Below are 11,375 nucleotides of genomic sequence, written 5' to 3'. Positions count from 1 at the left end.
GCCACTGGGCGTCGGTGAGGTCATGCCGCCTCGTCACCGCTAAGGTGGCCACGAGGTCTCCGGTATGAAGTTCGAGCTTGGTCGCTGAACCGTTTACCGGAGACCTCTTCAAATATCGATCACCGCCACGCCGTGACCTTCACCGGCCACCACGACTTCTGGAACACGCCTTAGGTGCGCAGGGTGCTCGACATCAGGTCGAGCCACGTCACCGCAAACGGCGCTCCGGGCACGTGGCCGGGAGGACGGAGGGAACTGACCCGAACCAGCGGGAGCCAGTCGGGTGGCCTCGAAACGACCTCCAGACTAGTCACCAGATACAGATTTCCGCGCGGCGCGGGATAGCCGGTATCGATAAGTTCCTGCCGATCCACGGCCCGCCATTCACCCGCACGAGCGAGCCCCACGATGCGCTCAGTTCCGTCCGCCAACTCATACAGCAACACCATCGTGGCGCTCAGGACCCGACTTCCCAGCCGCACCGACCCACTACGACTATCGGCGCGGACGTTGTAACTGCGAGCCTGATCGATCCAGGCTCGGTGCTGCGAACCTCGCACATAGCCCACCAAAACGTCGGTATCCGCGGGCGGCTTATCCAGGAAGGGCACGGGCGACAGGTTCGGGTGCGCGTGAACCGGCGAGGCGTGAATCCGGGACCGCCAGAATCTCTCCCGCTCATGCTGCGTAGCCTGGTCGGCCACGTGGTCTAGGACCTCTGCCAGGAAGTTTGAGATCGCCTCGACCCCATGCCTCTCCGTGGCGCCCGGGCGCAGGGGAAAGGCGCCAAGTCCGGGCAGCGTCTCGGCAAACTGTCGCTTGTCGAAAGTCTTGTCACCCGGATAGAGGACATATGCACCGGCGGTACGGTGGATGGCGTCGCGATAGGCGTGCATCTTGAGAAGATCGTCGTTCTTCGCAGCCCCTCGAGACGACGATTCGCCGTTCTCCTCCCAGAGTTCGATCGATGACGCACCGCTGACCCGATATTTGGCATCGAAGTGAAGCCAGACATCAAACGGTTCACCAGCGCCGCCGAGTGTCGAGTCCAGAGGCCGAATAAGGACGGAACAGTCTGGTCGCATCGATGCCGTCCACGAGCCGCCACCCGCATTGAACTGCCGGTTGAATAGTAGTTGCACTTCAAGAGAACGGCCGCGGCGCATCGTCTGCCATCGCACCGCGGAATCCTCACCAGTCTTCAGCCGCAGCGATAGCCCATTCTTACTTAACGTGAAAGCGCTCCCGCTCTGCGGCTGTTCGCACACCATCCCGACGATATCGACCAAGGCCAGATAGCACCAGAGTTCATACAATGTCGCCACATTGCGGAGGGATGGGCGGTAAATATCCTCAATGCCCGACTCGAAGGACAGGTCCAATCCGGCTAGGACAAGCACGGACATATGGAGCAATTGCCGGTAGCCCTCCCGCTTAAGCAGGACCTGACTGCTGGCCGGAAAGCGATCGAGGATACCCACATGCCGGAAGAAGGGATGGCTGAGAATCTCGTCGAGAATCTCAATCACCTCTTCCGCGGCCTGCACCCCGCGGCGAGCTGGGCCAGGTTGGGGGGTGCCGCCGTCGTCACGCACGAGGCCAGTCAATAGTTGCTGCGCGATAGCTCGCCAGGTCTCCAGGACGTGCTTGATAAACCGGTTGGGCGCCGTATCCGTTGTGCTCTCATGCTTCTGCCGCTCGAGCGTGGTCGGCATTGTTGCTAGTGCGGCGCGGCCTCGCCCAGGCAGCCACGGTTGACGCGGACCGGGAGCGGCGAGGGCTCTACCAAAGTGCGATCCGGCTGGATGCGCGCCTCCCGGCCTTCGCCGCTCCGTCGCCGATCGCCAGTCGACGTGCGGATTGCCGAGAATCCGCCCCACAGCGGCGCCAAACTCGTCGGAACGCACCTGGGATTCAAGGACGGCGAACTGTTGATAGAGCAGGTCGGTATTGCGGGTCGTGACCACCGCCTCAACGGTCGCCGGCGCGAAGCCCTGCAGGACCGCTTCGGCAGCGTGGGCGGTGATATCGGCGAGCATCTGTCGGTACTCGTGGGCCTGCGTTAGTTTGGCAGGCACCACCTCGACCGTCGTTGACAAGGGGGTTGAGCCGTCGAAGCGCACCACGACGGTGATCTTTCCAACGTACTGACCTGGGAGAATGCGGCCACTGCGCATCGTCTCGTCGTCTGCGTCGAAGATCTCTGCCGGCTCAAGCTGCACGATCCGATCGAAACCCTGCAACTCATACCGATACCGCTGACCCTCCATCAGCGCTGTGGGATCCCCCGTCGCAAGCCGAGGTCCACCGGGGAGTTCGGACACCACGAGCGATCCCCGGTCCTGGCCACCGTCATCGCGGAGCGGTAATGCGATGGAAGCCACGGCTACTCAGCGAAACTGACGAACTGATTAGCTCGGACGATTTCCAACATCCGCTCAATCTTGGCGTACGTTAGCGGCCAACGGATCGCTCCGGCGCCAGGCCGTGCTTGCGCGCTGAGGTCAACGAGGAATGGCTCCAACCGCCGTCGAGAACCATGCAGGCGGGGCAGGATTTTCTGCATCAGAATGAGATCCAGAAGGTCATCCACGGAGGGCGTCTCATCAGCCCTTCCCATCGCCGCGTAGATAGCAGCGAAGCGGACCGCCTCAAACATCGTCCGATGGCCGAATTCAAATCCCACTCGGGCGAGCGAGCGATGCAACGCGCGTAACTGTTCGACAAGCTCGTCCCGGAATACATACGGATGCCGGCGTTGCCAGTCATCATCCTCGACCAGCCCACAGAGATCTTGAATCAGCGACTGCGGCGCGGTTGGTGCCGGTGCGGGTCGACCACGATCGGGGTCCAGCGTGTCGGCGTCCACCCGGAACTCGTAGGTCCAGGCCCGGTCAAGAACCTTCGGCGAGAACATGTAGGTCGTCTCATCCACGTTGACCGTGCCGATGACGAACAGGTTGCGGGGCAGCGGTAGCCGCTCGCCGGGAATGCTACGCACCTCCCAGGGCGAATCGTCGTCGCGCCGAACCAGATCAGGCAGGATCGGTTGGCGCGATTCAACACCAGACAGAAAGTCGGCGAAGTAGCGCTCAACGTGGGCGAGATTCATCTCGTCGAGGACCAGCAGATACGGCACCGTTGGCTCGTCAATCGCCCGAAGGATTAGTTGCAATGTCTCGGGCACAAACCAGACGGGCACCTTAGCTTCGGCGCTCCGCAGAGCATCCTCATAGCCGAGCAGCGCCTCGGGACCGGTCCAGTCCGGCCGGACGGGCACCACCAGATAACGCGGGCGCCCATCGTCATCGTGACCGAACCAGTCGCCCAGGCGCATGGCGAGCTGAGTCTTCCCAGAGCCCGACAACCCGGTCAGGATCGCGAACGGCTTAGCTAGGAGACCGGCGAGAAAGGCGCGCACGAGCTTACTTTCGGGGGCGAAAGATAGCCCCGACTTTTCGACTGCTCGTTGGAACTCTTCGGCCGCAATCTGGAGGTCGATCTCGCCTCCGGTCGGTGCCGGCGACGACGGCTGATACCAGGACAATGCGGCACCAAATTCGGGGAACTTCCGAACCAGAACATCCAGGACGGCGTTGCTGACCTTGAACAGGTACCCCTGCTGCACCGAACCAACGCTGGTGAACGGGCCTCCGGCCCGAGTTCGCACGGCCGCGGGAATCGATCCGAGCGGGATTCCCTCACTAAGATCCTGGTACTGCACATGAATCAGTCGACCGTCCTGATTCCACTCCGCAGTCCCGAATGGGTTCTCCGCAGACTCCGCACTGCCAAGCGCCGTCCCGATGGCTCGCAGGCTTCCTTGGCTGTAATGCAGGATGATGTCGCCTTCGCGAACGTCGTTCATGGCCTCCCAATGGTGCTGGGGTCGACCGGCTTTGTTGAGCTTCGGAGCCCAGATGACACCGGTGCGACGCGCCTTGCTATACGTTGCACCTTGGTTGACCCACCAGACCGTTGGCTGCTCCGCGTCCATCCCCTATCAATACATCACCTCGGCATGGACCTCTCCTTCGCGGTAGCACTCAACGCGGCGAAATCGGCTCGCCGCGCCGCAGGTCGCCGAGGAAACGCGGTCAGGTGTCCTCCCCCGACCCCAGGAAGATGGCGTCGGCGTGCGCAGCCGCCTCGTCTGGCGGGGATGTGACGCGCAGCCCGCCGAGCGCCACGAACACGCCCCGCGCACGGTAGGTGTCGGCGAGCTCGTACAAGCGCCGCGCCGAAGTGGTGTAGACCTGGATGACAACGAGGTCCGGCTGGACGGCGGCCACGGTGTCGTCGGTGCGCTCGACGTGCTCGTCGCCGGATCCGCACCTCGTCGTCGTCATTCAAATAGGCCGCGAGGGTGGCTAGGAAACAGCGAGTATCTGATTGGCCGGAGCAGCGGGTTCCTCGCCCTCGGTCAGCGCAGGGAGGATCATCGTGACTTGCATGAGCCGACGGTGAGAATCCGTGCCCGCCGGATGGAGGTTCAGCGGCGTTCGGCGGCGACGAGTTCGCGGGCCGCCGGGGCCACCTCCTCGGCGTAGGTGGCGATCACCGCCGGGTCGTCGGTGGCCAGGATGAGCGCGCTGACCCCGTGCTCCAGCGCCACCCCGGCGAGGTCCTCGGCCCACTGTTCGGGCGGGCCCTCGAGGAAACCGGTGCCGGCCGGGGTGAAGGGGCCTTCGATGTTGAGCGGACGGCGTACCGCGGCCGGTTCACGGCCCGCCTCGACGGCCGCGCCGTCGATGTGCCGGTTGATGGTGGCATAGTCGCCGATCCCGCCGGGCAGGTAGGACAGCGACGGCAGCACCCCGTCGGCGGCCCGGCCGATCAGGCGCAGCATGCGCGGCTTGTATGCGCCGACCCAGATGCTCATGTCGTGCGCCGGGGCGGGACCCCGCTTGGCGCCGGCCAGCCGGTAGTACTCGCCGTCGAACCGGATCCCGCCCGGCCGCCCGGCGTCCCACACCGCACGGATGACCTGGATCGCCTCGTCGATGGCGTCGACCGCCCGGCCCGCGGTGAGGCGGCGCTGGCCCATGCCCTCGATGCCGTCCCAGAAGGCGCCCGCGCCTAGGCCCAACTCGATCCGGCCACCGGTGAGCCGGTCCAGCGCGGCGTGCGAGCGGGCCAGCACCGCGGGCGGGCGCATCGGCAGGCTCAGCACGTTGCCGCTGATCCGGATCCGCTCGGTGCGCGCCGCGACGTACGACATCAGCGTCCACGTGTCGGCGAGCCGCGGCACGTACGGATGGTCCTGGAAGGTGACCAGGTCGAGCCCGGCCCAGTCGGCGGCGACCGCCGCGTCGACCGCCTGCCGCACCGGCTCCGCGGTGGGCGTGACGAAGACGCCGAAGAGCAGATCGTGACCGTAGTCGGTCATCGCGTACCCCCAGGTTCGATGTCGAAGTTGTCGCGGAACGGGTTGCCGGGGTCGTAGCGGCGCTGAAGCTCCCGCAAGCGGGCCGGCCTCGCGGGCGGGATCCCGGCATGGAGGCTCAGCGATTGGTCGCGCCGTATGAAGGGCCGGCCTCGCGGGCGGGAACCCGGCGTCCAGGAACCGCGCGCCCCGGCCGGTTTCGAAACTCAGGTGCAGGCCGTCGAAATGGTCACGCGCCGCGGACCAGGCGGTGTCCACGCGGCACTCGTCGGCGCCCATCGCGGCGAGCGAGAAGTCGGCCGGCCGGTGGGCGTAGGCGGTGGCGTCGGCCGGTACGTCGGCGACCGCTCCGCCGACGGTGCGGATCGGGAACCGGTGGACGGTGCCGCCGTCCCGCAGCCGGGCGGCCGCCGTGGCGAATTCCGGGGTGGGGTGGTCGACGAGCGCCAACCGGGAGACCGGCTCGCCCGGCCCGTCGTGGCCGGCCGGGGAGACGGTGGCCATGATCCCGGCGTACGGGGTGAGCACCACGTTCTGATCGTAGAACGGCCCGACCGAGGCGATCGGCCGGAGCTGTCGAGGACGGTCTGCGGATCGTCGGCGTCCACGACCGCGGCGAGCTGGGCATTCCTCGGCCGGCCACGGCTCGGACCGCCCCTAACCAGCTGGCCGGACAGGTCCCGGGGCGCCTGCTCGATCGCCCGTCCCCAGCGGACCGGCAGATCGGCCGGGTCGTCGGCGCCGGAGGTGACGAGCGCACCGATCCGGTGGCGGCGCCTCAGCTCATCGGGATGCCCCTTCGAACGGGCTGACCTGTCCATGGATGTTTCCCCGGATGGCGTGATGCGGGTGAGCGCCAAGGGTCGGACGCCGTGATCCGCGGCATGGCCGTGGCGGTTCACCCCGTCCGGGTGACACCCCGCGACCCGGGATCTCGCGATCCGGCAGGATGATCGGATGAGTCCTGCCAGCCGTGGCCGCAAGAAGAGATCCCGGAGCACCGGACAGCGCGTCGTGCGCCAGGTCGTGGCCGGTCCGGCCACTTGCCACTGTCCGGACTGCTCCGGCGAGCGACTCGAACCGCTCGATCTCGTCGCGGACCTTCTCGACGACGGCAACCCCCTGCTCGAGGTCGAGGAGGCCGTCGAGGCGGAGATGTTCGCCGCCGGCCTGCTGGCCATGGGCCATCTGGCCGGTGCCGGCTTCGCCGAGGCCGTCGCCTCCGTCATCGTGCCGGAGCTGGAACGGACCGCTACCCCGGCCGCCCTCGCCGTACTGCACGCGATCGCCCTGGTCGATGACGGCCCGGCCGCCGCCGAGGCCGTCGCCCGCCTGGAACCGGCCGGTCTGGCCGCGCCACGGTGGCTGGCGGAGGCACGCATGCCGGTGACGCCGGGCGTCTACCGGCGTTTCGCCGAACCGTCCGGGCAGACGTCGTCGGTGCTGATCGGGACGTTCGAGCGGGCCGGGCGCGCCGACGGTTTCGCCGTCAACGTCGACGACAGCGACTGCCACGCCGCCGTCGACGTCGTGCTGTTCCCCGGCGAGGCACTGGATCAGGTCCTCGCCACGATCGAGGGCAGTGCCCGCGAGCACGAACTGCCGATCACCGGCGTACACCTGGATCCGGCCGAATTCCGCTGGCAGGTCGAGCGGGCCCTGTCCGCCCGTGCCGCCCATGACGACGACCTCGCGCCGGACGAGATCGCCGCGGAGTACGAGGACGGCGACGAACCCGGCTACCACCATGTCGCCATGCTCTTGAGAGCGCGGGTGCGTACCCTGCCCGAGCCGTCACGCCCGGCGGCCGAGCACCTCGACGACGAGATCGAACTGTTCACCCGCATCGCCACGGAGGCCTCACCGCGACGGCGGGCGCCGCGCGCGAAGCTGCCGGCGAAACGGAAGAAGTCCGACGGCCCGGCGCCGATCTTCCAGCTCAAGGTGAGCCTTCGGGACGCGAAACCGCCGATCTGGCGGCGCCTGGAGGTTCCGGCCGACACCGGCCTGGCCGACCTGCACACGATCATCCAGATCGCCTTCGACTGGGACGACAGCCATCTGCACGCCTTCGAGACCGGGTACGGCACGTTCGGCCTCGCCGACCCGGAACTGGGCCATCAGGCCGAACGGCCGGTGACGCTGGAACAGGTGGCGGCCGGCGCCGGTGGCCGGATCCGGTACACCTACGACTTCGGCGACGGCTGGGAGCACGACATCCTGGTGGAGAAGGTGCTGGAACGGGGCTCGGAACAGTACCCGCGATGCACCGGCGGCCGCCGTGCCGCCCCGCCGGACGACTGCGGCGGCATCTGGGGCTACCAGCGGCTGATCGAGATCCTCGACGATGCCGCCCACCCGGAACACGCGGAGATGCGCGAGTGGCTGGGCCTCGACCAGACCGACGAGTTCCGGCCGGCCCGATTCGACGCCGCGGAGGTGACCCGGTCACTGGCCGCCGGGTTCAAGCGCTGACGGAGTCCAAGCCGCCTGGCGAGATGCAAGCGCTCGCGGAATTCAAGCCGCCTGGCGAGATGCAAGCGCTCGCGGGATGCAGGCGCCGGCGGGGTTCAAGACGCTGGCGGGATGCAGGCGCTGGCGGGATGCAGGCGCCGGCGGGGTAAGGCGCTGGCCATCAGCTCTCGGCGACCGGCCGGAGCCAGGCGGGCGCCGCGCCACCGCGCTCCATCACCGCGATGCCGTCCAGCATCTCGGTGAGCCGGCCGGGGGTCAGCCCGGTCTCCCGGCCGGTGTAGACACCGTCCTCCTTCGCGGAGAACCACACCACGGTGACCTCCGCGCGGGCACCGCGGAAGAGGGTCACGACGGCTTCGAGGTGTTCTCCGGAGATGGTCAGCATCCAGATGTGTTCCAGCTCGTCGCCGCTGCGCGGACCGTCGATTTCGGTCTGGATCGGACTGTCCCGTGCCGAGGCCCAGGCGCCCATGGCGGCGCCGAGCTGGAGGTCCCGACTGTAATGTGAATCACCGCGCATGATCGAGAAGTTAGACCCTTCGCCGCTCAAACCGGCCGCCCCATCGGCGTGTCGTTATCTACCGGAACCACATCGTCCGGCAAGACGTCATCGGGCACCACATCGTCGGCCACCACGTTTTTGGCCACCACGTCATCGGCGACCACGTCTCCGGCCACCACGTCATCGGGCACCGGTTCCGGCCGGGGCGGCTCGGGCGGCCTCCGGAACCGGTCGATGCAGGCCACCCGGATCGCGACAGGAAGTGGCAGGTACATCGCCAGGAGCAGCAATCCGGCCACGTTGACGCCGGGGTTGGTGGGTAACGCGGTCGTCTCGTCGGCGGAATACGGGTAGAGCGGCGGCTTCTCGACGGTGTCGAACATGATCAGGTAGAAGGCGGCGAGGGAGCAGGCCGCCACAACCATGCCCCAGGCGGCGGCGCCGCGCTGTCCCGGCCGCAGCCGCAGGCTCACGGCGAACATCAGGACCAGCACGGCCAGGACGACGACCGTCACCCGTCCGGTGAACCAGCCGTCCGGCCAGCTCCCGACGACCTCGGCCGTCTCCGGCCCGCTCGTGACCCACTGCCGCACCCGGGCGGTGAGGACACCGGCCACGGCACAGACCATCGTGGCGACGATCAGGACCGTACGCTCGTGCCGCCGGCCAAAAGCCAGCAAACAACCGATCAGCGCCAGCAGGAACAGCACCATGATCGCCGAGGTGAACCCGTCGGCACCGGTCTCCGCCAGCATCCGGCCGGACACATCGGACCGGCGCTCCCACACCCGCGCGGCCCAGCCCTGGTGTGTCTGCTCCTCACGGCGAAGCATCCGCAGCAGCAGCACCGTCCAGACGATCAGGGTGCCGGCCGAGGCGACCAGACCCGCGACGGTCGCCGCGCGGCGGAACCGCACCGGAAATGCCGCGACCGCGTACGCCAGCAGCGCCGCACCGGCGAACCACAGGAACGCGCCGCCCCCGATGCCGGTCAGATTCTCCTCGACGAGCGTGAACCCGGTGGCGTCGGTGCGCGAGGTCCACCAGTCGGCCAGGGCCACCGGCCAGAGCAACCCGCCGGTGATCAGAACCGTGATCAGGACGCCGTAACGGAACGTGCGAGGATCTTCACGGACCATGCCCGACACGGTAGCGGTGCATCGCCAGCACCCGATACAGGTCCGGTCCGGCGTAGACCCGAATGATCGCCCCTGAGGTCACACCCGCCGGCCGTGCAGTGTGATCCGGCCACCGGACGGCCGGTCCAGGCCGCCGAGCAGGTGCAGCAGGGTGGACTTGCCGCAACCGCTGGGGCCCATGACGGCCACGGTCTCGCCGGCCATGATGTCCAGATCCACCCCGTCCACCGCTCTCTCGCCACCACCGATATGCCGGCGCAGGCCGCGGGCGCTCAACACGACGGTCACGATCCGCTCCTTCGATGGGTCCAGGCCCGTTCGCACGCCTCCAGCCAGCGCAGGTCCGCCTGCAACCGGAGGACGATGCCCTCGAGCAGCAGCGCCGCGGCCGAGTGCTCCGGCTCGGCCACGGCCGCCCGCTGGGCGTCGCGGAGCCGCCGCAGCAGCTCACGGCGCTGGGTGTCGACGATGGCCAGCGGGTCGGCCAGTCCGGCGGCGGCCGCCGCGATCAGCTTCAGGTGGAACTCGGCCAGGTCGGGCTTGGGCCAGCTCGTCTCGGCGATCCACGCGGCGACCCGTTGCTGGCCGTCGGGGGCCAGCGCGTACACCTTGCGATCCGCCCGGTCGGCGCCGTCGGCGGACCGCTCCGCGGTGAGCAGGCCGGCCCGTTCCAGGCGGGTGAGCGTCACATACACCTGGCCGGCGTTCATCGCCTCGCCGAGCGGTCCGAGCGCGTCGCGCAGCCGGGCGCGCAACTCGTAACCGTGGGAGGGCTCCTTGGCGAGCATCGCCAGAACCACTTCCTGTTGCATGGCACCCCCTGGGGATAACCGTTATCCGTACTGTCTAACGGTTATCCCTCTGTTCCGTCAATGCGTTAGGCTGGCGCGTGTCGCATGTGGAGACGCTCGGCGTGCTCGCGCACCGCGGAGGCCTGATCGTCGACCGGCCCGAGATGACCATCGGCGTGGTGCGCGCGATCTCCCGTCCCACCGGCCTGGAGCTGGACCTCCTGGCACGCCGCCCGCTGGACCGGCGCAGCGCCCCCGAACGGCAGGCCGACATCAGGGCCGGCCGGTTCACCCCGCCCGCCCCGCGCCAGCTGCTGCCGGACCACGACGAGGGCATGGACCTGAGAATCGCCTGGCTGGACTCGTCCGGGCACGCGCACTGGCAGTTCGGCGGCTCGCGGTCGTCCTGGAGCGGTGACCACTATGAAGGCGCCGAAGGACCGGGCATCCGCGCCGGCCTGACACTGCCGCCCCTGTTCGACCGGGCGCCGGTGGTGTTCGCGTGGCCGGAGATCGGATTCCCGGAGACGATCGTCGAGCTGCCGCTGCCGGACCGGGCGACGGTCGGGCACGGCACCGTCCCGATCTGGGCCGCGCCGTTCGACGTCCGGCGGCCGCCCTCACCGCTGCGAAGCCGGGCCGGCGAATTCTGTCACGAGAGTCCGCATGTCGAAGCCGGGCGGATCATCGCCGGGCCCCGGGTCCTGAACCGCGACCGCCGGGTGGCCGTCATCCTCAACCGGCTCACCGCGGTCGGCGGGATCCTGTCGCTGGAGATCCTCAGCGTGGCCCACGGGGAACCGGCACGGGCGGCGAGCGCCGAAGCCTTCCCGGGCGGAGGTCCGCCACCACGCGACCCGGGCGCCGCGGTGGCGGTCCTGCACGACCGGGAGGCGGTCTGGTTGCCCGCGCACGAGAGCTCAGCCGCGGGCGGCGACACGGACTTCCGTTCCACCGCCGATTTCCTGCTGGACCGGCCCGGCAGCGACACCCTCACCCTGCTGATCGCCTGGCCGACGGCGGGCCTCCTGGACGCCTGTGTGGACATCCCCCTCCACCCGGCTTGACGCCGTTCCCGCCGG

Annotated in this window: 10 protein-coding genes; 2 read left to right on the top strand and 8 right to left on the bottom strand. The window is 68.4% G+C overall.

Annotated features, from left to right (window positions below; all coding sequences use genetic code 11):
- Positions 1 to 170: 170 nt before the first annotated feature.
- The 4 genes from J5X75_RS37530 to J5X75_RS46250 form a co-directional block, all read right to left on the bottom strand.
- Positions 171 to 2,270 (bottom strand): DUF2357 domain-containing protein, encoded by a 2,100-nt coding sequence (locus J5X75_RS37530; protein WP_208472393.1) that lies wholly within the window; start codon positions 2,268 to 2,270, stop codon positions 171 to 173.
- Between the two features lie 116 nt (positions 2,271 to 2,386).
- On the bottom strand, positions 2,387 to 3,868 hold the full coding sequence (locus J5X75_RS37525; protein WP_208472392.1) for an McrB family protein: 1,482 nt from the start codon (positions 3,866 to 3,868) through the stop codon (positions 2,387 to 2,389).
- Between the two features lie 229 nt (positions 3,869 to 4,097).
- Entirely contained in the window at positions 4,098 to 4,349 is a 252-nt protein-coding gene (locus J5X75_RS37520) for a cobalamin-dependent protein (RefSeq protein WP_238490634.1), read from the bottom strand.
- Between the two features lie 143 nt (positions 4,350 to 4,492).
- Positions 4,493 to 5,917 carry an LLM class flavin-dependent oxidoreductase gene (locus tag J5X75_RS46250; protein WP_307798513.1) on the bottom strand — a complete coding sequence of 475 codons (1,425 nt, stop codon included), beginning with the start codon at positions 5,915 to 5,917 and terminating at the stop codon, positions 4,493 to 4,495.
- A 426-nt stretch (positions 5,918 to 6,343) separates the two neighbouring features.
- On the opposite strand from J5X75_RS46250, the gene J5X75_RS37510 reads away from it, so the two are divergent.
- A complete protein-coding gene (locus tag J5X75_RS37510; protein ID WP_208472391.1) occupies positions 6,344 to 7,861 on the top strand; it encodes a plasmid pRiA4b ORF-3 family protein in 1,518 nt (505 codons plus the stop codon).
- A gap of 160 nt (positions 7,862 to 8,021) precedes the next feature.
- Here the strand turns inward: J5X75_RS37510 and J5X75_RS37505 are convergent, their stop codons facing one another.
- The 4 genes from J5X75_RS37505 to J5X75_RS37490 all read right to left on the bottom strand — a co-directional run bounded on the left by J5X75_RS37505 (position 8,022) and on the right by J5X75_RS37490 (position 10,314).
- Positions 8,022 to 8,381 carry a hypothetical protein gene (locus J5X75_RS37505; protein ID WP_208472389.1) on the bottom strand — a complete coding sequence of 120 codons (360 nt, stop codon included), beginning with the start codon at positions 8,379 to 8,381 and terminating at the stop codon, positions 8,022 to 8,024.
- A gap of 26 nt (positions 8,382 to 8,407) precedes the next feature.
- Positions 8,408 to 9,502, bottom strand: a complete 1,095-nt coding sequence (locus J5X75_RS37500; RefSeq protein ID WP_208472388.1) for a hypothetical protein — start codon at positions 9,500 to 9,502, stop codon at positions 8,408 to 8,410.
- A gap of 78 nt (positions 9,503 to 9,580) precedes the next feature.
- Positions 9,581 to 9,790 carry an ATP-binding cassette domain-containing protein gene (locus J5X75_RS37495; RefSeq protein ID WP_372451010.1) on the bottom strand — a complete coding sequence of 70 codons (210 nt, stop codon included), beginning with the start codon at positions 9,788 to 9,790 and terminating at the stop codon, positions 9,581 to 9,583.
- On the bottom strand, positions 9,787 to 10,314 hold the full coding sequence (locus tag J5X75_RS37490; protein WP_208472384.1) for a PadR family transcriptional regulator: 528 nt from the start codon (positions 10,312 to 10,314) through the stop codon (positions 9,787 to 9,789). Before J5X75_RS37490 ends, J5X75_RS37495 begins: the two co-directional genes overlap by 4 nt.
- A 77-nt stretch (positions 10,315 to 10,391) precedes the next feature.
- Here J5X75_RS37490 and J5X75_RS37485 point away from each other — a divergent pair, with 77 nt between their 5' ends.
- Positions 10,392 to 11,360: a hypothetical protein gene (locus tag J5X75_RS37485; RefSeq protein WP_208472382.1), complete on the top strand. Its 969-nt coding sequence runs from the start codon at positions 10,392 to 10,394 to the stop codon at positions 11,358 to 11,360.
- The last annotated feature ends 15 nt before the right edge of the window (positions 11,361 to 11,375 follow it).

The organism is Actinoplanes flavus (assembly GCF_017592555.1).
In the GTDB taxonomy this organism is placed as follows: Bacteria; Actinomycetota; Actinomycetes; order Mycobacteriales; family Micromonosporaceae; genus Actinoplanes; species Actinoplanes flavus.
Note: the sequence above shows the minus strand (reverse complement) of the source record. Positions and strands in the feature narration are given on the sequence as shown.

Excerpts from the sequence above, each read along its gene's own strand:
- J5X75_RS37520 (WP_238490634.1), bottom strand. The coding sequence starts at position 4,349 with ATGACGACGACGAGGTGCGGATCCGGCGACGAGCACGTCGAGCGCACC.
- J5X75_RS37525 (WP_208472392.1), bottom strand. The coding sequence starts at position 3,868 with ATGAACGACGTTCGCGAAGGCGACATCATCCTGCATTACAGCCAAGGA.
- J5X75_RS37500 (WP_208472388.1), bottom strand. The coding sequence starts at position 9,502 with ATGGTCCGTGAAGATCCTCGCACGTTCCGTTACGGCGTCCTGATCACG.
- J5X75_RS37530 (WP_208472393.1), bottom strand. The coding sequence starts at position 2,270 with ATGGAGGGTCAGCGGTATCGGTATGAGTTGCAGGGTTTCGATCGGATC.
- J5X75_RS37490 (WP_208472384.1), bottom strand. The coding sequence starts at position 10,314 with ATGCAACAGGAAGTGGTTCTGGCGATGCTCGCCAAGGAGCCCTCCCAC.
- J5X75_RS37505 (WP_208472389.1), bottom strand. The coding sequence starts at position 8,381 with ATGCGCGGTGATTCACATTACAGTCGGGACCTCCAGCTCGGCGCCGCC.
- J5X75_RS37510 (WP_208472391.1), top strand. The coding sequence starts at position 6,344 with ATGAGTCCTGCCAGCCGTGGCCGCAAGAAGAGATCCCGGAGCACCGGA.